At 74.2% G+C, this 26233-nt stretch carries 24 protein-coding genes and 1 tRNA gene; 20 read left to right on the plus strand and 5 right to left on the minus strand.

Going from position 1 to position 26233, the window contains the following annotated elements; translation table 11 throughout:
- Positions 1-3 precede the first annotated feature (3 nt).
- Positions 4-741, minus strand: coding sequence for a maleylpyruvate isomerase family mycothiol-dependent enzyme (locus KZX60_RS07305; RefSeq protein WP_248116929.1), 738 nt, complete (start codon positions 739-741; stop codon positions 4-6).
- 39 nt (positions 742-780) lie between these two features.
- On the opposite strand from KZX60_RS07305, the gene hisI reads away from it, so the two are divergent.
- The 9 genes from hisI to pyk all read left to right on the plus strand — a co-directional run bounded on the left by hisI (position 781) and on the right by pyk (position 9170).
- The gene (gene hisI, locus KZX60_RS07310; protein WP_248116931.1) at positions 781-1158 is read left to right on the plus strand and encodes a phosphoribosyl-AMP cyclohydrolase; all 378 of its coding nucleotides are present in this window, start codon (positions 781-783) and stop codon (positions 1156-1158) included.
- Positions 1155-2717 (plus strand): chorismate-binding protein, encoded by a 1563-nt coding sequence (locus KZX60_RS07315; protein WP_248116933.1) that lies wholly within the window; start codon positions 1155-1157, stop codon positions 2715-2717. Before hisI ends, KZX60_RS07315 begins: the two co-directional genes overlap by 4 nt.
- Positions 2717-3295, plus strand: coding sequence for a Trp biosynthesis-associated membrane protein (locus KZX60_RS07320; RefSeq protein WP_248116934.1), 579 nt, complete (start codon positions 2717-2719; stop codon positions 3293-3295). The genes KZX60_RS07315 and KZX60_RS07320 overlap by 1 nt, the downstream gene beginning before the upstream one ends.
- A 63-nt stretch (positions 3296-3358) precedes the next feature.
- On the plus strand, positions 3359-3706 hold the full coding sequence (locus KZX60_RS07325) for an HGxxPAAW family protein (RefSeq protein ID WP_248116935.1): 348 nt from the start codon (positions 3359-3361) through the stop codon (positions 3704-3706).
- A 10-nt stretch (positions 3707-3716) separates the two neighbouring features.
- Positions 3717-4523, plus strand: a complete 807-nt coding sequence (gene trpC / locus KZX60_RS07330; RefSeq protein WP_248116937.1) for an indole-3-glycerol phosphate synthase TrpC — start codon at positions 3717-3719, stop codon at positions 4521-4523.
- 28 nt (positions 4524-4551) lie between these two features.
- On the plus strand, positions 4552-5877 hold the full coding sequence (trpB, locus tag KZX60_RS07335) for a tryptophan synthase subunit beta (RefSeq protein ID WP_248116938.1): 1326 nt from the start codon (positions 4552-4554) through the stop codon (positions 5875-5877).
- Positions 5874-6677 (plus strand): tryptophan synthase subunit alpha, encoded by an 804-nt coding sequence (gene trpA / locus KZX60_RS07340; protein ID WP_248116939.1) that lies wholly within the window; start codon positions 5874-5876, stop codon positions 6675-6677. Before trpB ends, trpA begins: the two co-directional genes overlap by 4 nt.
- 2 nt (positions 6678-6679) lie before the next feature.
- On the plus strand, positions 6680-7678 hold the full coding sequence (lgt, locus tag KZX60_RS07345; RefSeq protein ID WP_248116940.1) for a prolipoprotein diacylglyceryl transferase: 999 nt from the start codon (positions 6680-6682) through the stop codon (positions 7676-7678).
- Between the two features lie 10 nt (positions 7679-7688).
- On the plus strand, positions 7689-9170 hold the full coding sequence (gene pyk, locus KZX60_RS07350; protein WP_248116942.1) for a pyruvate kinase: 1482 nt from the start codon (positions 7689-7691) through the stop codon (positions 9168-9170).
- A gap of 35 nt (positions 9171-9205) precedes the next feature.
- Here pyk and KZX60_RS07355 read toward each other — a convergent pair whose 3' ends face one another.
- Positions 9206-9796, minus strand: coding sequence for a response regulator (locus tag KZX60_RS07355; protein ID WP_248116944.1), 591 nt, complete (start codon positions 9794-9796; stop codon positions 9206-9208).
- A gap of 108 nt (positions 9797-9904) precedes the next feature.
- Here KZX60_RS07355 and KZX60_RS07360 point away from each other — a divergent pair.
- From KZX60_RS07360 to KZX60_RS07390, 7 genes are all read left to right on the plus strand, one after another.
- A tRNA-Leu gene (locus KZX60_RS07360) sits at positions 9905-9986 on the plus strand.
- 213 nt (positions 9987-10199) lie between these two features.
- Complete coding sequence (locus KZX60_RS07365) at positions 10200-13106, plus strand: DUF4040 family protein (protein ID WP_248116946.1); 2907 nt, start codon at positions 10200-10202, stop codon at positions 13104-13106.
- Positions 13103-13573 carry a cation:proton antiporter subunit C gene (locus KZX60_RS07370; protein WP_248116948.1) on the plus strand — a complete coding sequence of 157 codons (471 nt, stop codon included), beginning with the start codon at positions 13103-13105 and terminating at the stop codon, positions 13571-13573. Before KZX60_RS07365 ends, KZX60_RS07370 begins: the two co-directional genes overlap by 4 nt.
- Positions 13570-15258, plus strand: a complete 1689-nt coding sequence (locus KZX60_RS07375) for a monovalent cation/H+ antiporter subunit D family protein (RefSeq protein WP_248116949.1) — start codon at positions 13570-13572, stop codon at positions 15256-15258. Before KZX60_RS07370 ends, KZX60_RS07375 begins: the two co-directional genes overlap by 4 nt.
- A 32-nt stretch (positions 15259-15290) precedes the next feature.
- Positions 15291-15692, plus strand: coding sequence for a Na+/H+ antiporter subunit E (locus tag KZX60_RS07380; protein ID WP_248116951.1), 402 nt, complete (start codon positions 15291-15293; stop codon positions 15690-15692).
- A complete protein-coding gene (locus KZX60_RS07385) occupies positions 15689-15973 on the plus strand; it encodes a monovalent cation/H+ antiporter complex subunit F (protein ID WP_248116953.1) in 285 nt (94 codons plus the stop codon). Before KZX60_RS07380 ends, KZX60_RS07385 begins: the two co-directional genes overlap by 4 nt.
- A gap of 13 nt (positions 15974-15986) precedes the next feature.
- On the plus strand, positions 15987-16364 hold the full coding sequence (locus tag KZX60_RS07390; RefSeq protein WP_248116955.1) for a monovalent cation/H(+) antiporter subunit G: 378 nt from the start codon (positions 15987-15989) through the stop codon (positions 16362-16364).
- Between the two features lie 39 nt (positions 16365-16403).
- Here the strand turns inward: KZX60_RS07390 and KZX60_RS07395 are convergent, their stop codons facing one another.
- Positions 16404-16937, minus strand: coding sequence for a hotdog fold thioesterase (locus KZX60_RS07395; protein WP_248116957.1), 534 nt, complete (start codon positions 16935-16937; stop codon positions 16404-16406).
- A gap of 44 nt (positions 16938-16981) precedes the next feature.
- Here KZX60_RS07395 and polA point away from each other — a divergent pair, with 44 nt between their 5' ends.
- The 4 genes from polA (at position 16982) to rpsA (ending at position 24133) form a co-directional block, all read left to right on the plus strand.
- Positions 16982-19810 carry a DNA polymerase I gene (polA, locus tag KZX60_RS07400; RefSeq protein ID WP_248116959.1) on the plus strand — a complete coding sequence of 943 codons (2829 nt, stop codon included), beginning with the start codon at positions 16982-16984 and terminating at the stop codon, positions 19808-19810.
- On the plus strand, positions 19794-21212 hold the full coding sequence (locus KZX60_RS07405; protein ID WP_248116961.1) for a GNAT family N-acetyltransferase: 1419 nt from the start codon (positions 19794-19796) through the stop codon (positions 21210-21212). The genes polA and KZX60_RS07405 overlap by 17 nt, the downstream gene beginning before the upstream one ends.
- Positions 21213-21235: 23 nt before the next feature.
- The gene (locus KZX60_RS07410; RefSeq protein ID WP_248116963.1) at positions 21236-22549 is read left to right on the plus strand and encodes a GNAT family N-acetyltransferase; all 1314 of its coding nucleotides are present in this window, start codon (positions 21236-21238) and stop codon (positions 22547-22549) included.
- Between the two features lie 123 nt (positions 22550-22672).
- On the plus strand, positions 22673-24133 hold the full coding sequence (gene rpsA / locus KZX60_RS07415; protein ID WP_248116965.1) for a 30S ribosomal protein S1: 1461 nt from the start codon (positions 22673-22675) through the stop codon (positions 24131-24133).
- A gap of 107 nt (positions 24134-24240) precedes the next feature.
- On the opposite strand, the gene KZX60_RS07420 is transcribed toward rpsA, so the two are convergent.
- Both KZX60_RS07420 and KZX60_RS07425 read right to left on the minus strand, forming a co-directional pair.
- Complete coding sequence (locus tag KZX60_RS07420; RefSeq protein ID WP_248116967.1) at positions 24241-25482, minus strand: class I SAM-dependent methyltransferase; 1242 nt, start codon at positions 25480-25482, stop codon at positions 24241-24243.
- Complete coding sequence (locus tag KZX60_RS07425) at positions 25460-26194, minus strand: YigZ family protein (RefSeq protein WP_248116969.1); 735 nt, start codon at positions 26192-26194, stop codon at positions 25460-25462. Before KZX60_RS07425 ends, KZX60_RS07420 begins: the two co-directional genes overlap by 23 nt.
- Positions 26195-26233 lie beyond the last annotated feature (39 nt).

Here is a 26233-nt window from a genome sequence, read left to right on the forward strand (position 1 = left end):
GGCTCAGGCTGCGCCGGTGACGCGGTCCGTGGTCACGAGCGCGGCGCGGCGTCGCCCGTGCGCGTGCAGGACGAGCTCGCCGGCGGCCCCCGTGACGCGCACGCTCACGCCGTCCTCGCCGGGCCGGCGCGCGACGATGGGCGCGTTGTCCACGCGCGAGGCGGGCCGGGGCCGGCGGGCGAGCACGATCCCGGTCTCGGCCCCGCGGTAGAGGAGCCGCGCGCGACCGCGCAGGCGGGTGTAGAGCATGTCCGCGTAGTCGTCGGCGAGGATGCGCGGGGCCCAGCGCTCCTGCGCACGCCGCACGTCCTCGGTGTGCACGAAGAACTCGAGCAGCTGCACCTGGCCGGCCACGCGCCGTCCCGGGGCGGTCCGGCGGGCGGCCGCGGCCAGCCCCCGCAGCCGGGCTGCGACGCGGGGACCCTCGCCGGGCGCGCGCAGGGGTCCGCGCGCCACCAGCGCGACGAGCTCGGCGTAGCCCTCCTCGGAGGCGTGGGCGTCGCCGAGCTCCTGCGTGAGCTGGGCGAGCCGGCGGCGGGCGACCCCGGGCAGGACGATCCCGGCGGCCGAGGGGGAGGTCTCGCGCAGGTGCACGTGGGCCGCCAGGTGCTCCGTGCGCCAGCCCTCACACAGCGTGGGCGCCCCCGGGCCCGCCGCGAGCAGCGCCTCCACCAGCGCGGCGCGCGAGGCCACCGCGAAGTCGGTGGCGGTGTGCTGCGCGGCGGCGGGGGTCTCGGCCATGGCCTCCACGCTACACGCGGCTCCCTAGAATGGACCTCCATGAGCACCCCCCAGACCGCCGGCCTCCCGGAGTCCCTGACCTTCGACGACCGGGGCCTCATCCCGGCCATCGCGCAGCAGCACGACACGGGCGAGGTGCTCATGATGGCGTGGATGGACGAGGAGTCCCTGCGCCTCACCCTCGAGTCCGGATGGGCCACCTACTGGTCCCGGTCCCGCGGGAGGCTGTGGCGCAAGGGCGAGAGCTCGGGCCACCGACAGCGCGTCCTCGCCGTCAGCGCGGACTGCGACGGCGACACGCTCCTGCTGCGCGTCGACCAGACCGGGCCCGCGTGCCACACCGGCACCGCCAGCTGCTTCACCGACCGCCGGATCGCGGACCTGACGGGCCGCACCCCCGAGGAGGACGCCCGATGACCCGCCCCCACGCCTCCGACGCCACCCCCGACCGCGCCGAGTTCCTGCGCCTGGCGGACACCGCGCGCGTGATCCCCGTGGTGCGCACCGTGCTCGCCGACGGCCTCACGCCCCTGGCCATCCACCGCCGCCTCGCCGCATCGCGTCCGGGCACCTTCCTCATGGAGTCCGCGTCCCAGGGCGCCGCGTGGTCCCGCTACAGCTTCATCGGCGCCGGCTCCGCGGCCACCCTCACGGCGCGCGACGGCGAGGCCCACTGGCAGGGCACGCCCCCCGAGGGGCTGCGCCGCGAGGGCCCGGCCCTCGAGGTCCTCGCCGACTCCCTGCGCCTGCTGCGCACGGACGTCCGGGACCGGGTGGGGGTGGCGCTGCCGCACCTGGTCTCGGGGCTCGTCGGCTTCCTGGGCTGGAACACGGTGCGCTCGTGGGAGCACCTGCCGCACCCGCCCGATGACCACCTGCGCCTGCCCGACCTCGCCATGAACCTCGTCACGGACCTGGCCGTGCACGACGCGGTGGACGGCACCGTCACCCTCATCGCGAACGCGATCAACGGCAACGGCCTCGCCACCGGGGCCGAGCAGGCCCACGACGACGCCCTCGCGCGGCTGGACGCCATGGTCGAGCGGCTCCGCACGCCCGTGCCCGAGCCCGTGAACGCCGTCTCCCGCCGCTGGCTGGACGCGTCCGCGGAGGACGTGGCGGCGCAGGCCGAGGACCGCTGGGGGGCCGAGGGCTTCCGAGCCGCCGTCGGGAAGGCCCAGCAGGCCATCCGGGACGGCGAGGTCTTCCAGGCGGTGCTCTCCCGCCGCCTCTCCGTGACCACGGACGTGAGCGGGGAGGACGTGTACCGCGTGCTGCGCACGGTCAACCCGAGCCCGTACATGTACCTCTTCTCCTTCGAGACGCCCGAGGGGGAGCCGTACGAGATCGTCGGCTCCTCGCCCGAGGCCCTCGTCACCGTCCAGGACCGGCGCGTCGTCACGCACCCGATCGCCGGCTCGCGCCGCCGCGGGGCGAGCGCCCAGGAGGACGCGCGCCTCGGCGAGGACCTGCTCCACGACGAGAAGGAGCGCGCCGAGCACCTCATGCTCGTGGACCTCTCCCGCAACGACCTCTCCCGGGTGTGCGAGGCCGGTTCCGTGGCGGTCACCCAGTTCATGGGCCTGGAGGCGTTCAGCCACATCCTGCACCTGGTCTCCCACGTGGAGGGGCGCCTGCGCGACGACGTCGACGCCCTCCAGGTGCTGCGGGCCGCCTTCCCGGCCGGCACCCTCTCCGGAGCCCCCAAGCCGCGCGCGCTCCAGCTGCTGGACGAGTGGGAGCCCACCGAGCGCGGGCCGTACGGAGGAGTCGTCGGCTACTTCGACCTCGCCGGCAACATGGACATGGCCATCAACATCCGCTCCGTGACCCTGCACCGCGGACAGGCCCACGTGCAGGCCGGCGCCGGGATCGTGGCGGACTCGGACCCGCGGGCCGAGGCCGCCGAGACGGTCACCAAGGCCACCGCCCCGCTGCGTGCGGTGCTCGCGGCCGCCGAGCTGGAGGAGGCGTGATGCGCCGCCGCACGGCGGTGCTCCTCGCCCTCGCCTCCGGCGCGCTGGTCCTCGCGACCGCGGGGCAGACCTGGGTCGAGGCGTCGGGCCTGACGGGTGGGACGGCCGACCACGCGCGGGCCGTGGGCGCCTCCGCGGCGCCCGTGGCGACCGCGATGGCCGTCGTCGTGATGGCCGGGGCGCTCGCCCTGACCACGGCCCGCCGGGTCGGCGCCGTCGTCGTGGGCCTCCTGACGGTGCTGGCCGGCGTGGTCATCGCCTCGTCCGCCGTCGTCGCCGCCCTGGACCCGGTGGCGACGGCGACCCCGGCGGTCGCCGCCGTCACGGGCACCACCGCTGACGCCGCCTCCTACGCCGTGACCGTGTGGCCGTGGGTGTGCGCGGCGGCCGGCGTCCTGGCCGCCCTCACGGGGGCGGCCGCCCTGGCCTCGGCCCGCTCATGGCGCTCCACCCGCCGCTACGAGGCGGCCGCCGGCACTCCCGCCGGCGCCCCCGCGGGCGCGACGGCCGCACCCGCCGCGACGGTGGACGAGATGGACGCGTGGGACGACCTCTCGCGCGGTCACGACCCGACCTGAGCGGCGTCCCGTGGCACAATGAGGGGCAGTCGTCATGCACACCACGTCGAGTGAGGGACACCCATGAGCCACACCGAGACCACCACCACCTCCGGCACCCGCCGTCGCGACCTGCGCGAGGAGCGCGTCGCGGACCGCGGCGTCGACGCGGGGATCGTCGTCACCGAGGACGGCCGCGTGCTGGGCGACCCCACGCACGCGGAGGTCCCGGACCACGGCAACACCCCGGGCGGCTGGATCATGGCCGGTCTCGGCGTGCTCGGCGTCCTCGCCGGCTGCATCGGTGCGCTCACCGACCTGCAGATCCTCATCTGGATCGGCCTCGCCATGCTCGTGATCGGCGGCATCGTGGGCCTCGTGTCGGCCAAGCGCCAGTCGGCCCGGCCCGACTCCGCCCGCCGCGGCCACTGAGGCCCGCTCCGTGAGCGTCCTCGACGACATCGTCGAGGGAGTCCGCGAGGACCTCGCCGAGCGCCGCCGATCGCTCCCTCAGGAGCGGCTCGCGGAGCTCGTCGCGGCCGCCCCGGCCCCCCTCGACGCGCACGCGGCGCTGACCGGCGGCCGCACCGACCCCGCGGGGATCCACGTGATCTCCGAGGTCAAGCGCGCCAGCCCGTCCAAGGGGCACCTCGCCGACATCCCCGAGCCCGCCGCCCTGGCCTCCGCCTACGAGCGCGGGGGAGCCTCCGCCGTCTCCGTGCTGACCGAGGCCCGACGCTTCGGCGGCAGCCTGGCCGACCTCGACGCCGTGCGCGCCGCCGTCGCCCTGCCCGTCCTGCGCAAGGACTTCACGGTGGAGGAGTACCAGGTCCACGAGGCCCGCGCCCACGGGGCGGACCTCGTGCTCCTCATCGTGGCCGCCCTCGACGACGCACGCCTGCGTAGCCTCCTGCAGCTGACGGAGTCGCTCGGGATGCACGCCCTCGTCGAGGCCCACACCCCCGGGGAGGTCGAGCGCGGCGTGGCCGCCGGCGCCCGGATCCTGGGCGTGAACGTGCGCAACCTGAAGACCCTCGACATCGACCCGGACCGCTACGCGGCCCTGGCCGCCGGGCTCCCCGAGGACGTCGTGCGCGTCGCCGAGTCCGGCGTGGAGTCCGAGGAGCAGATCCGCTCCTACGCTGCCGCCGGCGCCGACGCCGTCCTCGTGGGCGAGGCCCTCGTGCGCCACGGCCACCCCGAGGCGGCGCTGCGCGCGTTCCGCGCCGCCTCCCTCACCGTCCGCTGACCCCCCGACCGAAGGAAGTGGTCCGCCCATGAGCGCGGAGCGATCCAGCACCCAGCCGTCCATCGAGTTCGAGGGCGTGTTCCAGGGCCTGCCGGGCCCGTACTTCGGCCGGTACGGCGGGCAGTGGATGCCCGAGTCCCTCATGGCGGCGCTCAAGGAGGTCACGGAGACCTACGACGTGGCGCGCCGGGACCCGGCGTTCGAGGAGGAGCTGCGCGGCTACTTCCGGGACTACGTCAACCGGCCCTCGCTGCTCACCGAGGTGCCGCGCTTCGCTGCCGAGACCCCGGGCGTGCGCATCTTCCTCAAGCGCGAGGACCTCAACCACACCGGCTCGCACAAGATCAACAACGTGATCGGCCAGGCGCTGCTGGCCCGGCGCATGGGCAAGACCCGCCTGATCGCGGAGACCGGCGCCGGCCAGCACGGCGTGGCCACCGCCACCGCGGCCGCCCTCTTCGGGATGGAGTGCACCGTGTACATGGGGGAGGAGGACACGCGCCGCCAGGCCCTCAACGTGGCCCGCATGCAGATGCTCGGCGCGGAGGTCATCCCCGTGACCATCGGCGCACGCACCCTGAAGGACGCCATCAACGAGGCGCTGCGCGACTGGGTGGCCTCGGTGGACACCACGCACTACCTGATCGGCACCGTCACCGGCCCGCACCCCTACCCCACCATGGTGCGGTACTTCCACTCCGTGATCGGGGAGGAGGCCCGCGAGCAGGTCCTCGCCCAGACCGGCCGCCTGCCCGACGCCGTCGCGGCGTGCGTGGGCGGCGGATCCAACGCGATGGGCCTCTTCCACGGGTTCCTGGACGACGAGGGCGTGGAGCTGTACGGCTTCGAGGCCGGCGGCGAGGGCCTCGAGTCCGGCCGCCACGCCGCCTCCATCACCCTGGGCCGCACCGGCGTGCTGCACGGCGCCCGCACCTACCTGATGCAGGACGAGGACGGGCAGACCATCGACTCGCACTCGATCTCCGCGGGCCTGGACTACCCAGCCGTGGGCCCCGAGCACGCCTTCCTGCACGACACCGGCCGGGCCGCGTACGAGCCCGTCACCGACGCCGAGTGCATGGCCGCGTTCCAGCGGCTCACCCGCACCGAGGGCATCCTGCCGGCGATCGAGTCCGCCCACGCCCTGGCCGGCGCGCTGCGCCTGGCCCGCCGCTGGGCCGACGAGGGCCTCGTGGGCGCGGACACCGCCGAGGGCGAGGAGCGGATCATCGTGGTCAGCCTCTCCGGCCGCGGCGACAAGGACGTGGCCACGGCCGCGGCCTGGTTCGGCCTCGGGGAGGCGGACGAGCAGAAGGACCCGCTGGACGAGCTGACCCCGGGAGAAGAGCAGTGAGCACCGACGTGACCTCCAAGACCGCCGCCGCGATCGCGGCCGCCCGCGACGCCGGGCGCACCGCCCTCGTGGCCTACCTGCCCGCCGGCTACCCCTCCGTGGCGGACTGCGTGGAGGCCGCCGTCGCCCTCGGGGAGAACGGCGCCGACGTGATCGAGATCGGCCTGCCCTACACCGATCCGGTGATGGACGGCCCCGTCATCCAGCGCGCCACGGCCGCCTCGCTCGCCGCCGGCTTCCGGGTGGCGGACGTGTTCGAGATCGTGCGGCAGGTGACCGCCCGCACCGACGCGGCCGTGCTCGTCATGACGTACTGGAACCTCGTGGACCGGATGGGCGTCGAGGAGTTCGCGGGCCGCCTGGCCGCGGCCGGGGGAGCGGGGCTCATCACGCCCGACCTCGTGCCCGAGGAGGCCGGGGAGTGGTTCGAGGCCTCGGACCGCCACGGCCTGGACCGCGTGTTCCTCACCGCCCCCTCGTCCTCGCCGGAGCGCGTGCGCCTCACGGTGGAGGCCTCGCGCGGGTTCGTCTACGCCGTCTCCGTGATGGGCGTCACCGGCGCCCGCGACCAGGTCTCGGACGCGGCCGAGGCCGTCGTCCGGGCCGCCCGTGAGGCCGGTGCCGAGCACGTGTGCGTGGGCCTGGGCGTCTCCCAGGCCGAGCATGTCCGCGAGATCGGGGCGTTCGCGGACGGGGCGATCGTGGGGACCGCGCTGGTGCGCGCCCTCACCGACGGCGGCCCCGAGGCCGTCGCGGCCCTGACGCGCGAGCTGGCCGCCGGCACCGTGCGGGAGGCCTGAGCATGCTCGCCGGTGCCCTCGCCCCCCTCGCGGCGATCCCGTCCCCGTCGTGGGACGGCCTGCAGCTGGGCCCGCTGAAGGTCCACGCCTACGCGCTGTGCATCATCCTCGGCATCATCCTGGCCCTCTGGCTGGCCTCGCGCCGCTGGGAGGACCGGAACGGCCCCGAGGGCGCGGTCCTCGACGTCGCGATCTGGGCCATCCCGTTCGGGTTCGTGGGCGGCCGGCTCTACCACGTGCTCTCCTCCCCGGACCGGTACTTCGGCCCGGGCTTCGACGGCACGGGCGATCCGGTCCAGGCCTTCTACGTGTGGAACGGCGGCCTCGGGATCTGGGGCGCCATCGCGCTGGGCGCCGTGGGCGCCTGGATCGCGTGCCGCCGGTACGGGCTGCGCCTGAGCGCCTTCGGCGACGTCGTCGCCCCGGGCGTCCTGCTGGCCCAGGCCGTGGGCCGCTGGGGCAACTGGTTCAACCAGGAGCTCTTCGGCGCGCCCACCACGCTGCCGTGGGGTCTGCGGATCGACCCCTCGCACGCCAACTTCCCGGTGGGCACGCCCGCCGACACGCTGTTCCACCCCACGTTCCTCTACGAGAGCCTGTGGAACCTCGCCGGAGTGGCCCTCCTCCTGCTGCTGGACCGCCGCCTCCACCTGCGCCACGGCGCCATGCTGTGGGCCTACGTGGCCTGGTACACCCTCGGCCGCGTCTGGATCGAGATGCTCCGGATCGACGACGCCGAGATGATCACCCTCTTCGGGGTCACCCAGCGCCTGAACGTGTGGACCTCGCTGCTGCTCCTGCTCGTCGCGCTCGTCATGCTGGTCTGGACCGTCGCAGCCCGCGGCGCCATCGGCCCCCGCACCCCCGAGCGGGACGACGTGTGGCTGCCCGGGCGGGCCCCCGCCGTCGCCGCCGGCGCGCAGGGCCGGGCGGGAGTCTCTGGTCACACCGCGGACGATGAGGGCGGCTCCGCCCTCGGTGGGAGCGACGCCCGCCGCTAGTCTGTGCCGTATGCGCCACGCCAAGATCATCGCGACCTTCGGACCTGCCACCGCGAGCGACGAGGCCACCCGGGCGATCATCCGCGCCGGGGCCGACGTCGTCCGCATGAACATGAGCCACGGCGACCACACGGTTCATGCGGAGACCTACGAGCGGGTGCGTCGCCTCTCGGTCGAGGAGGAGCGCCCCGTCGGGATCTTCGCGGACCTGCAGGGCCCGAAGATCCGGCTGGGCCGCTTCGCGGACGGCCCCCATGAGCTGGCCGTGGGGGACCGGCTCACCATCACGACCCGCACCGTGGAGGGCACCCGCGAGCTCGTCGGCACGACGCACCAGGGCCTGCCCGGCGACGTCTCGCCCGGCGACGTCCTCCTGATCGACGACGGCAAGGTGCGCGTCCGGGCCGTCGAGGTCACGGACACGGACGTGGTGACCGAGGTCGAGATCGCCGGCACGGTGTCCGACAACAAGGGCATCAACCTGCCGGGCGTGGCCGTGAACGTGCCCGCCCTGTCCGAGAAGGACGAGGACGACCTCCGCTGGGCGCTGCGCACCGGCGTGGACATGGTGGCCCTGTCCTTCGTGCGCGACGCCGCGGACGTCGAGCGCGTCCACGCGATCATGGACGAGGAGGAGCGCCGCGTCCCGGTGATCGCGAAGATCGAGAAGCCGCAGGCCGTGGAGAACCTCGAGGCGATCGTGGACGCGTTCGACATGATCATGGTGGCCCGTGGCGACCTCGGCGTGGAGCTGCCGCTCGAGGAGGTGCCCGTGGTGCAGAAGCGCGCCGTGGACCTCGCCCGCCGCTGGGCCAAGCCGGTGATCGTGGCCACCCAAGTGCTCGAGTCCATGATCGAGAACCCGCGCCCCACCCGCGCCGAGGCCTCGGACTGCGCGAACGCCGTGCTCGACGGCGCGGACGCCGTCATGCTCTCCGGCGAGACCTCGGTGGGCACGTACCCCGTGCTGACCGTGGAGACGATGGCGCGCATCATCGAGTCCACGGAGACGCACGGGCTCGAGATGATCCACCCGCTCGGCTCCCGGCCGCGCACGCGCGGCGGGGCGATCACGCGGGCGGCCGTCGACGTGGCCGACCAGCTGGACGTGCCGTTCCTCGCCACCTTCACGGAGTCGGGCGACACCGCCCGCCGCCTCTCCCGTCTGCGCCCGCGGCAGCCGATCTACGCGTACACGCACCGCGAGCACACCCACAACATCCTGTGCATCGCGTGGGGGGTGTACCCCAAGATGGTCCCCTTCGCGGAGACCACGGACCACATGACCCGCCTCGTGGAGGAGTCCCTCACCTCGGAGGGCATCGCCGAGCGCGGAGACCTCGTCGTGATCGCGGCCGGCTCGCCCCCCGGGCAGGTCGGCTCCACGAACACCCTGCGCGTGCACCGCGTGGGCGACGGCGCGAGCGGGGTCGCCGTCCCGCCCTCCGAGCGCGAGCCCGTGGGCTTCTGGCCCGCGCACTCCCCGCGCTGAGCGGCGTGGCGGCCGCGGCGGCCAGCCGTCAGCCGTCAGCCGACCTGGTCGACGACCGTCTGCGCGACCTCGCGCATGGTGAGGCGCCGGTCCATGGAGGTCTTCTGGATCCATCGGAAGGCCTCCGCCTCCGTCAGGTCCATCCGCTCCTGGAGGAGCGACTTGGCGCGATCCACGACCTTGCGGGTCTCGAGGCGATCGCCCAGGTCCCGGACCTCCGCCTCGAGGCTGCGCAGCTCGTCGAAGCGCGCGACCGCGAGCTCGATCGCGGGGACGATGTCGCTCTCCGTGAAGGGCTTCACCACGTAGGCCATCGCCCCGGCGGTGCGGGCCCGCTCCACCAGCTCGCGCTGCGAGAAGGCCGTGAGCATGACGACCGGTGCCAGGCGGTCCCGGGCGATCTCCCCGGCCGCCGCGATCCCGTCCATGACCGGCATCATCACGTCCATCACGACGATGTCCGGGCGGTGCTCGCGCACGGCGTCCACGGCGGCGCGGCCGTCGCCGGCCTCCGCGACCACGGTGTAGCCGGCCGCGGTGAGCAGCTCCACCACGTCGAGACGGATGAGGGCCTCGTCCTCGGCGACGACGGCGCGCAGGCGGGGGGTCTCGGCGTTGGGGCTCATGGGGACCTCCGGGTGAGGGGGCCGGGCCGGGTGCCCGGGCGCAAGAAGCGTACCGTGTGCGCCTGAGGCCCCCTGTTAGAGTGGTCGGGGCCGCCGTCGTGCGGACCTGCCCGAATGGTGGAATCGGTAGACACGCCGCACTCAAAATGCGGTGCCGTGAGGCGTGTGGGTTCGAGTCCCACTTCGGGCACCCCCATCGACCCGCCGGAAGGAGGCGCCTGCATGGAGTCTCCTGACACGCGCTGTGCCGACGTGAGCGCCCGGGGCACCAACGGGCAGGTCTCCTCGTGGGGGGCGCTCCACGCCGGCGTGCCGCCGAGCCGCCCCTGAGCCGGCCCGCCGCGGACCTCCCTCCGCCCGTGGGCCCCACCGGCCCACGTCCGACGTTCCTCGACCATGCGGGGTGTCCCACTTGCTCCTGATCAGCCTCTGTCTCACCGCCCTCGCGGTGGCGGCCGCCGTCCCGCTGGGACGGTGGCTCGGCCGCGACGCGGGATGGGTGCTGGCCGTGCCCCTCCTCGCGGCCGCCGGCGTCCTCCTCTCCTCCTGGACGGGGGAGGCCGTCCGCGAGCACCACGCCTGGATCCCCGCGATCGGGGTGGACCTCGACCTGCGCCTGAACGGGCTCGCGCTCGTGTTCTCGCAGATCGTGCTCGTGATCGGCGCCGGCATCCTGGCGTACTCCAGCCGCTACCTCGGCCGGGACCGCGAGAAGGAGCGCCACGGGACGTTCTACCTGCTGATGACCGTCTTCGCCGCCTCGATGCTCCTCCTCGTCCTGGCGGACAACCTCGTCGTGCTGTTCGTCGCGTGGGAGTTCACCTCCTTCACCTCGTTCTTCCTGATCGGGCGGGCGGGGGAGAAGGGCCGCGAGCCGGCGATCCGCACGCTCCTCGTCACGGTCGCCGGCGGCCTCGCGCTGCTGGGCGCGGTGGCCGTGATGATCGTCCAGGCCGGGACGGCGTCCCTGTCGGACGTGCTCGCGGCCGACCTCTGGCGCGACCCGGCGGTGAGCACCCTCGTGGCGGTCCTGCTCGCGGTGGCGGCGTTCACCAAGTCGGCGCAGTTCCCCTTCCAGGCATGGCTGCCCGACTCGATGGTCGCGATCTCCCCGGTCTCGGCCTACCTGCACGCCGCCGCCATGGTGAAGGCCGGCGTGTTCCTGCTGCTCGTCTTCAGCCCCGTGCTGGCCGGCACCGCCGTGTGGTCCACCCTGCTGATCGCCTCAGGCCTCACCACGGCGATCTTCGGAGCCGTCTCGGCCATCCGCCGCCATGACCTGAAGGGCCTGCTCGCCTACTCCACGATGAGCCAGCTCGGCCTGCTCGTGACCCTGATCGGCGTGGGCACCCCGGCCGCCCTCACGGCGGCGATCGTCCACACCGCGGCGCACGCGCTCTTCAAGAGCGCCCTGTTCATGCTCATCGGCATCGTCGACCACCAGGCGGGCGGGCGGGACCTGCGCGACCTCGCCGCCCGGAACGTCCGCATGCCCGTCACCGGGACGGCGATCGTGCTGGCCGCCGTCTCGATGGCCGGCGTGCCGCCGCTCTTCGGCTTCGTCTCGAAGGAGGGGCTGCTGGACGCGGCCCTCGACACGCCGGGGCCGGCGTGGACGGCCTGGGTCGTCACGGGCGGGATCGCCCTGGCCTCCGTCTTCACGTTCGCCTACTCCGGGCGTCTCGTGCTCGGCGCGCTCGGCCTGTGGGGCAGCAGCCCCACGGGCGCGCGCCACACGTGGCAGTCCGGCCGGGGCGAGCCGGTGCACGACCCCTCGTCCACGTTCTGGGCCGTCCCGGCGCTGGGCGCGCTGGCCGGCCTCGTCCTGGGGCTCGCCCCCGGGGTGCTGGACGAGCCGCTCGGGGAGGCGGCGACGGCCGCGGCGGGCCTGCCGGTCCACCCTCACCTGGCCCTGTGGCACGGGCTCACCCCCGCCCTGGGCGTCTCGGCCGCCGTGATCGCGTGCGGCCTGCTCCTCGTCGCACTGCGCCGCCCCGTCGAGCGGATCGCCTCCCACGTCGAGCTGCCCCTGTCCGGTCTCGCCGCCGTGGACGGCGTGCGCCACGCCCTCGTGGACATCGGCGCCTTCGTCAGCCGCGCCTCCGGGACCATCGCCCCGCGCGGCCACCTGCTGACGCCCGCACTCGTGCTCGGCGTCTTCGCGGTGGCGGGCGTCCTCACGGTCGAGGACCTCCCGGCTGTGGTGGGCCAGCCCTCGCGCTGGCACGACTGGGCCCTGGTCCTCCTCGTGGGCGCGGGCGTCGTCGCCACCATCCGCGCCAAGACGCGCATCGCGGCGATGGTCGTCGTGGGCGTCGTGGGCTTCGGCGTGACCCTGTGGTTCTTCACCCTCGGGGCCGTGGACGTCGCGCTCACCCAGCTCCTCGTCGAGGTCCTCACGGTGTGCGTCATGGTGCTGCTGCTGCGGCGCCTCCCGGCGCGGTTCCGCACGGACGGCACCCCCCGCCGGGCGGGGGCCGTGGTGGCGGCCCTCATCGCTGGCCTCGCGTCCATGCTGGGCGTCCTCGCCTTCACGGGCCGCGGCGGGGTCTCGGAGATCTCCCGCTACTACCTGGAGCACTCCTACCACGACGCCGGCGGGTACAACGTCGTCAACGTCATCCTCGTGGACTTCCGAGCCCTGGACACCTACGGCGAGATGACGGTGCTGGGCGTCACCGGCCTGACGATCGCCGCCCTCCTGATGAACCGGCGCCCCGCGCCGCCGCGCCCCTCCGCCGTGGACCTGAACTCACCGCTGGCCTCCGTGCGGGAGAACCTCGTCTACGCCCGGACCTTCGGACGCGCGCTGAGCCCTGTCATCATCGCCCTGTCCCTCCTGCTGTTCTTCCGCGGGCACTACGAGCCCGGCGGTGGCTTCATCGCGGCGCTCGTGGGCGGTGCCGGGTACGCCCTGATGTACCTGGCCGCGGACACGGGGACGGCGCGTCGCCTGCAGTGGCCCTACATGAGCCTGATCGGCGGGGGCATCACCCTCGGCTCGCTCGCCGGCCTCGCCGGCTACCTCACCGGCAAGGGCTTCCTGGGCTCCGCGAGCGTCACGGTGCTCGGCTATGGCGTCTCCACCACGCTCGTGTTCGACCTGGGCGTCTATCTCTCCGTCATCGGGCTCGTCGTCGCCGCGTTCGCGCTGCTGGGCGGGGACGAGGCGGAGGAGGAGTCCGACGAGCACGGCCCGGTCGACGACGGCGCCCCGCCGGGAGTCCTCCCCGCGCCTCCCGGGGCACCGATCACGGCCGTCGCCCCGACCACCACGATCACGACGACACGAGAGGGGGCCTCCCGATGACCATCGCCATCACCGTGGGCCTGCTGATGTTCGGGGCCGTGTACCTGTTCTCCAAGCGCGAGCTGCTGCGCGTGATCCTCGGCATGGTGCTGCTGGGCCACGCCGCCAACCTCGCGATCATCGCGGCCGGCGGCACCGACCGTCGGACACCCCCCTTCACCCCCGGGGGAGCGGTCCCCGAGGGGGCGGCCGATCCGCTGCCGCAGGCCTTCGTGCTCACGGCCATCGTGATCTCGTTCGCCATCACCGTGCTGCTGCTCGTGCTCGCCGTCACCGGCCGCACCGACGACGCCACGGCGGACCCCCACGAGACACCCGATGCGCTGGAGGCCGCGGCCTCCGACGCCCGCTTCCCCGCGGCGGAGCGCAGGGCCGCCGCCGAGGAGCTGCGCAGCGGCGCCATCCCGCGCGTGTCCGCGCGGGCCGCCGAGCCGTCCGCCCCGCACGGTCCGGGGGCACGCGCATGAGCGACCACGCCGTCGGGCTGCTGCTGCCCCTGTTCGTCGCCCTTCCCCTGCTCGCGGCGGGCCTGCTCGTGATCGCCGGCGAGCACCGCCGACTGCATCGGGGGGCCCTCACGGCGCTCCTCGCGCTCACCGCCGTGGCCGGCACGGCCCTGCTCGTGCGGTCCCTCGACGGCTCCGTCGCGGCCGCCGGGGTGGGCGGCTGGCCGGACGGGGTCGCGATCCCGTTCGCCGCCGACACGCTCACCGCCCTCATGCTGACCCTCACGAGCGCCCTCACCCTTGTGGGCGCGGCCTTCGCCTACGGCTCCCGCGTGGCCAACTCGGTCCACTTCGCCCCGCTCATGCTCGTCCTCGTGGCCGGCGTGAGCGGCGCGCTGCTCACGGCGGACCTCTTCAACCTGTTCGTGTTCATCGAGGTCATGCTGCTGCCCTCGTACGGGCTCTTCGTCCTCTCAGCCAACCGCCGCGAGCCGCTGCGCCGCGTGGACGGCGCCCGTCTCTACGTGACGCTGAACCTGCTCACCTCCACGATCCTCGTGACCGGCGTGGGCTTCGTGTACGCGCTCACCGGCACCGTCAACCTCGCGGCCCTCGCCGGGGCGGCCGCCCGGGACGAGCGCGTCGCCCTCGCCGCGGGGCTCGTGCTCTTCGCGCTCTCCATCAAGGCCTCGGTGCTCCCCCTCCACGGCTGGCTGGCCCGCGCCTACCCGTCCACATCGCCCGCCGTCACGGCGATCTTCGCGAGCCTGCACACCAAGGTCGCGGTGTATGCGATCTACCGGATCTACTCCGTGGTGTACGACGGCGACCCGCGGCACCTCTGGCTGCTGCTCACCCTGAGCCTGCTCACGCTCGTGGTCGGCGCCGTCGCCTCCGTGGGCGAGCACGGCACGCGCTCGGTCCTCTCGTGGCAGATGGTCAGCGGCATCGGCGGCATCCTCCTGGGCGTCGCCCTCTCCACGCAGGCCGGACTGTCCGCCGGGCTCTTCTACCTGATCCACCACATGGTGGTGATGGCCTGCCTGCTCACGGCCACCGGTGCGATCGAGGTGCGGTACGGGACCGGCCGCCTCGCGGACCTGCAGGGCCTCGCCCGGCGCGAGCCCCTGATCGCCACGGCGTTCTTCGTCGGCATGCTCTCCCTCATCGGCATCCCCCCGTTCTCCGGCTTCGTGGGGAAGCTGATGCTCGCGGTGGCCGGCGTCGAGGCGGGTCGGACCGTCATGGTGACCCTGCTGCTGGCCTCCTCGCTCGTGAGCCTGTGGGCGCTGTTGCGCGTGTGGAACGCGTGGTTCTGGGGCGAGCCCCGGGCCCCGCACGGACACCGCGAGCGGCTCGCGACGTCGGCGATGCCCGTCGTGAGGGCGGGGCAGAGCGCCCTCCCGGAGCCGGCCGGCTCCGCCGCGACGGGCCGCGGGTCGAGCACGGACACCGAGCGCACCGAGTCCTGGATGTCCTCCGAGGCCCTCGACGCGCCCACGGGCGTGCTGCCCGTGGTGCTCTCCCCGGACGAGGACGCCCACCGATCGCGCATCCCGGTGCGCCTGGCGGCCCCGGCCGTCCTGATGGCCGCCACGACGCTGGCCCTCGGCCTCGGCGCCCAGGGCCTGTGGACCCTCACGGACCAGGCCGCCGCCGGCCTCGTGGACCCGAGCGCCTACATCGAGGCGGTGCTCGGCCTGTGACCCCCACTCCGCAGACCTCAGGGAGGCCCGGCATGACCCCCACGGACGGGACGGTGGACCTGCGCCCGGGCACGAAGGGCGCGCTCTCCTGGCCGGTGCGCTGGCTCGTGTTCTGGTGCTGGTACGCCTGGGCGCTGGTGACGTCGTCCGGCGCCGTGCTGCACGACCTGATCACGCCCGGCGACCAGGCCCGCTCCGGGATCGCCCGCGTGCACACCAACTGCCGCACGGACCCGGAGCTGACCCTGCTCTCGACGCTCATCACCCTCACCCCCGGCACCCTCACGCTGGGCACCCGCCGTGAGGCGGACGGCCGGCGCCTGCTCTACGTCCACGGCCTGTACGCGGACGACGCGGACGCACTCCGCGAGGAGATCCATGACATGGAGCGGCGCATGCTGCATGCGATGCGCCGCACGGGGGTGACCGCATGAGCGCGCTCGACTACGAGTGGTCCCACCTCGGCATCGACATCGCCCTGGTCCTCCTGCTGGTCTCCGCCGTCGTGTCGGCGGTCCGGATCCTGCGCGGGCCGCTCGATGCCGACCGCGCCGTCTCCGGCGACCTGCTCAGCTTCAGCGTGATCGGGATGGTGGTGCTGTTCGGCGTGCGCGCCGGGAATCCGTTCACGTTCGACCTGGTCCTCGTGGCGGCGATCGTGGGCTTCCTGTCCGGCATGTCCCTGGCCCGCGCACTCACGCGCGGAAAGCGATGAGGAGGTCCTGACGATGGACGCCTTCCTGACGGTTCTCGGCTCGATCATGGTGGTGGGGGGAGCCCTCGTGTTCCTCGGCGCCGCCGTCGGGCTGATCCGCTTCCCCGACCCCTACATGCGCATCTCGGCCACCGGCACCGCCGGCGGCGTGGGCATGATCCTGATCGTGGTCGGCGCCCTCCTGCACATGCCGAGCGTGTCGAACCTCGTGAAGGTGGTGCTGATCGTGGTGCTCCAGCTCGGCAGCGCCGCGGTGGCCACCATGGCCCTCGGGCGCTCGGCCTACCTCACGGGCGTGCCCATGGCCTCGGGCCACTACGACGAGCTCGCAGCGGACACCCCGGGGCGCGAGCACGGCGAGCCGGCGCCGCGGGCCGCCGACGCGGACTGAGGGGCTCCGGCGCGGTCGGAGCGGCCGTGGCGTGGTGCGTCAGCCCTGGCGGGCGAGCACGAGGTTCGTGATGCGGGCCGTCGAGAGGCGGCGCCCGTCCTCGCCCGTCATGACCACCTCGTGGGTGATGAGCGTGCGGCCCACGTGGACCGCCGTCGCCGTGCCGGTGACGGTTCCGGCGCGCGCCGCGGCGTGGTGCGTGGCGCCGATCTCGATGCCCACGACGTTGTGGTCCCGCCCGGCGGCGACCTTGGCGGCCACCGAGCCCAGCGTCTCGGCCAGCACGAGGTGGGCGCCGCCGTGCAGCAGGCCCACGGGCTGCTCGTTGCCGGCCACCGGCATGGTGGCGACGGCGCGCTCGGCGGTGAGCTCCGTGAACACGATGCCCATCTTCAGGGCCAGCGGGCTGACGCCGGCCCCGCCGAGGGCGTCCTGCAGCTCGGGCGGCAGGCCCGCCGCGGCGGAGAGCTCCGCGAGCTGCTCGGGCGTGAACCGCGGTCGCACCCCCGCCCGGAAGGTGAGGTCGGCGAGGGCGGCCGGGAGGTCGGGGCTGCAGGCGGGGGCGTCGGTCATGGGCACTAGGCTGGCACCTGGACCACGAGAGGAGCAACGAGACCATGGGTGAGACCGCCGCGGCCGAGACCGGCACCTCCGAGACCCGGCCGCGCCTGCTGGTGCTGGACGGCCATTCGATGGCGTTCCGCGCCTTCTACGCGCTGCCGGCCGAGAACTTCGCGACCGACACCGGTCAGCACACCAACGCGGTCTACGGCTTCACGGCGATGCTGCTGACGATGATCCGCCAGCAGGCGCCCACCCACGTGGCGGTCGCCTTCGACCTCTCCGGGCCCACGTTCCGCTCCGCCGAGTACGCGGAGTACAAGGCGGGCCGCTCGGAGACCCCCGCCGAGTTCGCGGGGCAGATCGAGCTGACCGTGAAGGTCATGGAGGCCCTCGGCATCCCCACCCTCACGGTGGAGGACTACGAGGCGGACGACATCGTGGCCACGCTCTCCGCCCGCGCCGAGGCCGCGGGGTGGGACGCCGTCGTCGTGTCCGGGGACCGGGACGCGTTCCAGCTCATCTCCGAGCACACCACGGTCCTGTACCCGAAGAAGGGCGTCTCTGACATCCCGCCGATGGACGCGGACGCCGTCATGGCCAAGTACGGCGTGAGCCCCGCCCAGTACCCGGACCTCGCCGCGCTCGTGGGGGAGTCCGCGGACAACCTGCCGGGCGTGCCCGGCGTCGGCCCCGGCTTCGCGGCCAAGTGGATCAACGCCTACGGCGGGCTCGAGGGCGTGCTGGAGAACGCGGACAGCATCACCGGCAAGAAGGGCGAGGCCCTGCGCGCCCACCTCGAGGACGTGCGGCGCAACCGCCGGCTCAACGCCCTCGTGCGGGACCTCGACCTGCCCGTCGACCTCGAGGCCATGGCGCTGACGATGCCGGACCACGACACCGTGTCCGAGCTCTTCGACGCCCTCCAGTTCAACCGCATCCGCGACCGCGTCTTCGAGGTGTTCTCCGAGCGCCTCGGCGCGGACGCCCCCGCCGCCGAGGTCGAGGAGGCCCCCGAGCACGTGGTCGCGACGACGGCCGCGGACCTGGGCGGGTTCCTCGCCGCCCACGCCGGCGCGCTGCTCGGGGTGCACGTCGTCGTGGACGGCCCGGACATGCTGCCGAAGCGCAAGGTGCCCGTGCCGGGCACCCACGGCACCCCCGTCGGGGTGGCGTTCGCCGCCGACGACGCCGCGCTCTACGTGGACCTCGACGCCGAGGGGCCGGACGCGGAGCTCATGGCGGCCGTGCGCGACGCGCTCGAGGACGCCGGCACCGCCAAGGCCGTGCACGACCTCAAGCGCACCGTGAAGGCGCTGGCCGCCCCGACCCGGCCGGCCGGCCTGGGGGAGGGAGCCGTGATCGGCGGGGTCGAGGACGACGTGCTCCTCTCGGCCTACCTGATCCAGCCCGACCGCCGGGACGTGGACCTGGCCTCGCTCGCCGAGGCGCACCTGCGCACTCCGCTCGCCGCGCCGGCCACGGGGCAACCCGCCTCCGCCCAGGGCGAGCTCGACCTCGACGGCGGAGCCGCCGCGGCCGAGCGCGCGCAGCGGGCCACAGACGCCGTCCGCGCCGCGTGGGTGGTCCGCCGCCTCTCCGCCGAGTTCACCCCCCAGGTGCTCGAACGCGGCGCCCAGCGGCTGCTCCAGGAGATGGAGATCCCGCTCGCGCGCCTGCTCGCGCGCATGGAGCTGGCCGGGATCGCCGTGGACCGCGACCACCTCGAGGCGCTGCGCGCCGACTTCGCCGAGCGCGCGGACGCCGCGAAGGAGTCCGCGTGGGCCTCGGTGGCGGAGGAGACCGGGGGCATGGAGGTCAACCTCGGCTCCCCGAAGCAGCTGCAGGAGGTCCTCTTCGAGCGCCTCAACATGCCGCGCACCCGCAAGACGAAGACCGGCTTCTCCACGGACGTGGACTCGCTGCAGGACCTGCTCGAGCAGACGCAGCACCCCTTCCTGGAGAACCTCATGGCGCACCGCGACGTCACGAAGCTCCGCCAGACCGTGGAGGGCCTGCTGGAGACCGTGGCGCCGGACGGGCGCATCCACACCACCTACTCGCAGACCGCCGCGGCCACGGGCCGCCTCTCCTCCCTGCACCCCAACCTGCAGAACATCCCTGTGCGCACCGAGGCCGGCCGACGCATCCGCGAGGCCTTCACGGCGGGCGAGGTGGACGGCACGGAGGCCGTGCTGCTCTCGGCGGACTACTCGCAGATCGAGATGCGCATCATGGCCCACCTCTCCGAGGACGCCGGCCTCATCGAGGCGTTCAACATGGGGGAGGACCTGCACAGCTTCGTCGGCTCGCAGGTGTTCGGCGTGGACCCGCACGAGGTGAGCGCGGAGCAGCGCTCCAAGGTCAAGGCGATGAGCTACGGGCTCGCGTACGGACTGAGCTCGTTCGGCCTGTCCAAGCAGCTGAAGATCTCGGTGGACGAGGCCCGCGGCCTGATGAAGGGCTACTTCGACCGCTTCGGCGGGGTGCGGGACTACCTGCGCGACGTCGTCGCCCAGGCCCGGCAGGACGGCTTCACCTCCACCATCGAGGGGCGGCGCCGCTACCTGCCGGACCTGAACTCGGACAACCGCCAGCTGCGGGACATGGCCGAGCGCGCCGCCCTCAACGCCCCGATCCAGGGCTCGGCGGCGGACATCATCAAGCGGGCCATGCTGGACGTGCAGGCCGGCCTTGAGGAGCAGCGCCTGCGCTCCCGCCTCCTGCTCCAGGTCCACGACGAGCTCATCCTCGAGGTCCCGCGCGACGAGCTCGCGGCCGCCACGGCCCTGCTCAAGGAGCGCATGGGGCGGGCCGCGGACCTCTCCGTGCCGCTGGACGTCCACGTCGGCGAAGGAAGGACCTGGCATGCCGCAGCCCACTGACACCACCGCCCCTCGAGAGTCCTCCGGCCCCACGGCGCCGCCCGATCCGGCCGGCGCGCTGGCCGAGAACGGGCTCGAGCTGCGCCCGGTGCCCTCCCCGTGGGAGGCCGGGCTGGCGGACCCCGAGGCGCCGTTCGACCTTGCGCGCCGCTGGGACGACGCCCCCGCCGTCCGCCGGCACACGGCCGTCCTGCAGCGCACCTTCCACGAGGTCGGCGACCCGGAGCTGCGCCTGGCCGACCGCTTCATCGGCGTCGAGCAGGGCGACCGCCGCCGGCTGGTGGGCGTCTACCCTGTGGGCGCCGACCCGGACGCCGTCGACCCGGTGGGCACTCTCGTGGACTTCACGAAGGACCTGAATGTGGGCGCCGGGCGCCTCCTGCCGGCCTGGTGCATCTCCGAGGTGACCGTCTCGCCCACGCACAGGCGCCGCGGGATCCTGCGCGCCATGATGTCGGACTCGCTGCGCCGCGCCCGTGAGGCGGGCGTGCCGATCGCCGCGCTCACCGCCACCGAGGCCACCATCTACCGCCGCTTCGGCTTCGGCGTCTCCACGTACTACCGCTCCGTGTGGCTCGACGTCACCCGGGGGATCCAGCTGCGCGGCGGCCGCCCCGAGGGCGACTTCCGGTTCATCGAGCCCACCACGTCGGGCGAGCTGATCGAGGGCCTGTGGCGTCGGGCCTTCGAGGGACAGCTCGGCTCGGTCGAGCGCATCCGCTTCCACGCGGCCAAGGAGACGGACCGGGACCCGCGCGTGGACGAGGGCCGGCCGCAGGGGCTGCGCGGCGTCGTGTTCTCCGGCCCCGACGGCACGGACCGCGGCGTGGCCGTCTACCGGGTGACGGGGGAGACCTCCGAGCTCGTGGCGGACGAGCCCGTGACCGCCACCGTGGTGGCCCTGTGGGCCGCCGACGCCGAGGCCTACCGGGCCCTGCTGGAGTTCCTCGGCAACCTCGACCTCGTGGTGCGGCTGCGCCTGCCCTCGGTCCCCAACGACCGCATGCTCGAGTTCCTCGTGCGCGACGAGTCCCGGATCTACACCCGCGGCGTCCACCACCACCTGTGGCACCGGATCCTGGACGTCGCCGCGTGCTTCGAGGCCCGTCCCTACCTCCACGACGGCGCCGTGGCCGTGACGGTCGAGGACGACCTCGGCCACGCGGCCGGCACGTGGGAGATCTCGGCGGCGGACGGCCGGGGGCGCGTCCGCCCGGCGGACGAGGACCAGGCCGAGCTGACCCTCGACGTGGCGGAGCTGGGCTCCGTGCTCCTGGGCGGGGTGCAGGCCGAGGTCATGCGCGAGGCGGGCATCCTGCGCGAGCACCGCCCCGGCGCGGCCACGGACCTGGACACGCTCCTGCGCCAGCCCCGCCTGCCCTTCGCCCTGACCGGCTTCTGACGCGTCCCGACCCAGGAGGACCCATGCCCCCGCACCACGCCCACGACGACAGCCTCGCCGCGCACGGCCTGCAGCTGGTGGTGGCCCCGGGACGCGCCGGCGACCCGGCGTTCGAGCGGCACACCCTGGCCGTCGAGCGGGGGTTCTACGAGGAGCCGCCCGCGGGCGAGTCGCTCGCGCAGCTGCTCGAGGCGGGGGAGGCGGACGGCCGGCGCATGGTCGACGCGTACGCCGCCGGAGACGACCCGGCCGCGTCCCGCCCCGTCGCCACGTTCGAGGACTTCCCGTCCGAGCTGACCGTCTCGCCCGGCGTCACCGTCCCCGCCTGGCTCATCAGCGCCGTGACCGTGGACCCGGGGTTCCGCCGCCGGGGGATCCTCCGGGCGCTCATGGGCCGCAGCCTCGCGGACGCGGCGGCGGCCGGGATGCCCGTCGCGGCCCTCACCGCCTCCGAGGCCGCGATCTACGGACGCTTCGGGTTCGGCGCCGCGACCCGCTGGCGCCGCACGCACCTCGACGTCCGCGGCGAGGTGCGGCAGCGCGGCGACGCGCCGGCGGGACGGGTCACGCGGGAGGAGCCGCGCGAGATCGGCCCCCTCGCCGACGAGCTCTACCAGAGGGCCCGCCGCGCGACCCCCGGCGCCACTCAGCGACCGGCCATGACCGCGATCCGCTGGGAGGACCGCAGCCGGTTCAAGAACGACGGCAAGGGCACCGGCCTCTACGCCGCCGTGCATCGGGACGCGGCGGGGCGGGCGCAGGGGATCGCGCTGTACCGTTTCAAGGGCTGGGACGTCGAGCCCCCCACGGTGACGATGGAGCTCTTCATCGCCCTCACCCCTGAGGCCCGCCGCGGCCTGCTCGCGCACCTCACGAGCCTCGACCTCGTCGAGCGGGTCGAGTGGGAGCGGGCCCCCGAGGCCGGATGGGTCGAGGCCCTCCTCGAGGACGAGCGCCGCATGCGCACCCAGCGCGACGGCGACGACCTCTACCTGCGGATCCTCGACGTGCCCGCCGCCCTCGGCGCCCGTGACGACCTGGGCGAGGGCGAGGTCGTCCTGACGGTGGCGGACCCGCTCGGCCACGCCGACGGAACGTGGCGGCTCGCGGTGCAGGAGGGCGCCGCGAGCGTGGCCGCGGCCGAGCCGGCGGAGGCCGATCTCGTGCTCGACGTGGCCGACCTGTCCGCGGTGTGGCTGGGCGGGCACGGGGCGGCGGGCGGGGCCGCGGCCCGCGTGGCGAGCGGCCTGGTGGAGGAGCGGGTGCCCGGCGCGGCGGACCGCCTGGACGCGATCCTGCGGCCCACGGCGCCCGTGCGGTCCCTGGTGGGTTTCTGATAGCCTGGAAGGGCACTTTCGTGCGCTCTTGAATCTGACCATCACAACCCATGCCGGGTGACGGACACGCGCGTGCCCGGGCCGCCTCGGCATGAACCCCAATCCCATCGGAGTCCCTCCTACATGACCACCACTTCCAACGCCCCCCAGGTTGCCGTCAACGACATCGGCACCGCCGAGGAGCTGCTCGCCGCGATCGACGCGACCATCAAGTACTTCAACGATGGCGACCTCGTCGAGGGCACCGTCGTCAAGGTGGACCGCGACGAGGTCCTGCTCGACATCGGGTACAAGACCGAGGGCGTCATCCCCTCCCGCGAGCTGTCCATCAAGCACGACGTGGACCCGGATGAGGTCGTGGCCGTGGGCGACTCCGTCGAGGCCCTCGTCCTCACCAAGGAGGACAAGGAAGGCCGCCTGATCCTCTCCAAGAAGCGCGCGCAGTACGAGCGCGCCTGGGGCGACATCGAGAAGATCAAGGAGGAGGACGGCGTCGTCGAGGGCACCGTCATCGAGGTCGTCAAGGGCGGCCTCATCATCGACATCGGCCTCCGCGGCTTCCTCCCCGCCTCGCTGGTGGAGATGCGCCGCGTGCGCGACCTGGCCCCCTACATCGGCCAGAAGCTCGAGGCGAAGATCATCGAGCTGGACAAGAACCGCAACAACGTGGTGCTCTCCCGCCGTGCCTGGCTCGAGCAGACCCAGTCCGAGGTCCGCTCCAACTTCCTCCACAAGCTGGAGAAGGGCCAGGTCCGTCAGGGCGTCGTGTCCTCGATCGTCAACTTCGGCGCGTTCGTCGACCTGGGCGGCGTGGACGGCCTCGTGCACGTCTCCGAGCTCTCCTGGAAGCACATCGACCACCCGTCCGAGGTCGTCGAGGTCGGCAAGGAGGTCACCGTCGAGGTCCTCGAGGTCGACATGGACCGCGAGCGTGTCTCCCTGTCGCTGAAGGCGACCCAGGAGGATCCGTGGCAGCTCTTCGCCCGGACCCACGCCCTGGGCCAGGTCGTGCCCGGCAAGGTCACCAAGCTCGTCCCCTTCGGCGCGTTCGTGCGCGTCGAGGACGGCATCGAGGGCCTCGTGCACATCTCCGAGCTGGCCTCGCGCCACATCGACACCGCCGAGCAGGTCGTGTCGGTCAACGACGAGCTGTTCGTCAAGGTCATCGACATCGACCTCGAGCGTCGCCGCATCTCCCTCTCCCTCAAGCAGGCCAACGAGGGCGTGGACCCGGACGGCACCGAGTTCGACCCCGCGCTCTACGGCATGGCCGCCGAGTACGACGAGGAGGGGAACTACAAGTACCCCGAGGGCTTCGACGTCGAGACCAACGAGTGGATGGAGGGCTTCGAGTCCGAGCGCGCGGCGTGGGAGCAGCAGTACGCCGACGCCCAGACCCGCTGGGAGGCCCACAAGGAGCAGGTGCGTCGCTCCGTCGAGGAGGAGGCCCAGGCGGGCACCGAGTCCTCCTCGGCCGGCGCCGGCGCCTCCACGTACTCCTCCGAGGCCCCGGCCTCCGACGGCGGCACCCTCGCCTCCGACGAGGCCCTCGCCGCCCTGCGCGAGAAGCTGACCGGCAACTGATCCGGTGCGGTGAGCCGGTGACGGCCGCCGCCCGGGCGGACGCCCACCACGGACGAGCGCCCCGTCCCTCCATCAAGGAGGGGCGGGGCGCTTCGTCGTGTCCGGGGTCAGCCGCGCCGCGTGGAGACCGTCACCGTGAACGTGCGGTTCCGCGCGACCTGCCGGGTGGGCCCGACGACGGACTGCAGGATCCCGCGGTGGTGCAGGTGCGAGTTCCACACACACCACAGCTCCCCCTCCGGAGCCAGGACGCGCGCGGCGGCCCCGAAGAGGCGGTGTGCGACCGTGGGGTCCACCGCGTTGCCGTCGTGGAACGGGGGGTTCAGCAGGATCCGCTCCTCGGAGGCGTCCGCCCACGAGGCGAGCGCGTCGTCCCGGACGGCCTCGACCCGCTCGGCCAGGCCGTTGGCCTCGGCCGTCGCCCGCGTCGAGGCGACCGCGACGGCGGACTGGTCCGTCGCGGTGATCCGGGCGTGGGGCCACAGGCGGGCCGCGCCGACCGCGATCAGGCCGTTGCCGCAGCCCAGGTCCACGGCGCGGGCCGGGGGGCGCGGGTCCTCCGCCAGCGCCTCGAGGAGCAGGCGGGAGCCGGGGTCGGCGTGCGCCCCGCCGAACGTGCCGGCCTCGGCCACGAGGCGCACGGGGCCGATCCCCGGCAGGGCCGCCGTGGTCTCGTCATGGGGCCGGGGCGCCACGCCCGCGCGGGGCGCGCGGGCCGTGAGCACGCGCGCCTTGCGGCGGCCCCGGTTCGCGACGACGTCCTGGAAGGACGCCGCCAGCACCGCGTTCATCCGCGGGCTCATGTGCTTGTCCCGGCCCCCGGCCAGCACGACGACGGAGGGGTCCGCGCCGCGCGCCAGGATCCGGGCGATCCGGTCCAGCTCGTCGAGGGAGCGGGGCAGGGGGAGCAGCACGGTCCGGGCGCCGCGGACGAGCCGATCGTCGAGCTCCGCGTGCGTCAGGGACCCGGCGGAGCCCCGCAGCAGGCCCTCCGCGCGCCAGCGCTCCAGGTTCGCCCGCACCGAGCGCTCGGCGGACGCGTCGTCCTGGGCCAGGCGGACGTCGTGCCCGGCCGCGAGCAGGGGGAGGGTGAGGGCGCCGTGCCGGTCCTCGAGAACCACCACGGGGCCGGCCGCGTGACCGCACGCCAGCCATCCGGCGAGGGTGTCGAGGAGCAGCACGTCCGCGGCGTCGTGGGCGGCGCGCCCCGCCTCGGCGGGCAGGGGCCAGCGCGTGAGGGACTCCCACGGCACGCCGCGGGTCAGGTCGTCCGGGAGCCCGCCCAGCACCACGTCGGGGGTCACCCCCGCCGGGACGCGGTCGCGGTCATCGTGCGAGGTCGTCGTCATGGTCCACCCAGTCCTCTCCGACGCGCTCCACGCGTCCGCTGCCCGCGGTGATCCCCGCGAGGCTCTGCTCGAGATCCGCCCACGCGGCGGGGGAGTCCGCCACCGCGACGTGCAGCCACGCGGCGTCGGCGGCGTAGTCGGTCGCCGTGACGTGCACCCCGGCGGCACGCAGGTCGTTCTCCCAGCGCCCCGCGTCGGCATGGGGCGCGGCGATCGTTCCGAGCGCCATGCGCTCCCGGGAGAGCAGCGGCGCCGTGGCCAGGGCGGCGGAGACGGCGCCCGAGTATGCGCGCACCAGGCCGCCCGCCCCGAGCTTCACGCCCCCGAACCAGCGCACGACGACGGCGCAGACGTCCGTGAGGTCGGCGTGGCCGGGGCGGGTCTCCCGCTGCACGAGGGCCTCCAGCATGGGGGTGCCCGCGGTGCCGGCCGGCTCGCCGTCGTCGGAGGAGCGCATGCGCTCCCGGCGCGGGCCCAGGACGAAGGCGCTGCACACGTGCCGCGCGTCGTGGTGGCGGCGCCGCAGCTCGGCGACCATCTCGCGGGCCTCGTCCTCGTCGGCGACGCGTCCCAGGTAGGCGCGGAAGCGGCTGCGCCGCACCTCCTGCTCGAGGCGGACCCAGCCCTCGGGGCGCCGTGCGCCGGCGGGGAGCACGGTGCACCGCGCGGCGTCGGCGGGCCCGGGCAGGCCCGGGGCGGGGTCGACAGACATGGGCACCAGCGTAGGCGCTCGGCACGCGCTGACCGCGGG

Origin of the sequence: Micrococcus sp. EYE_212, from assembly GCF_023147585.1 — a bacterium.
GTDB lineage: Bacteria > Actinomycetota > Actinomycetes > Actinomycetales > Micrococcaceae > Micrococcus.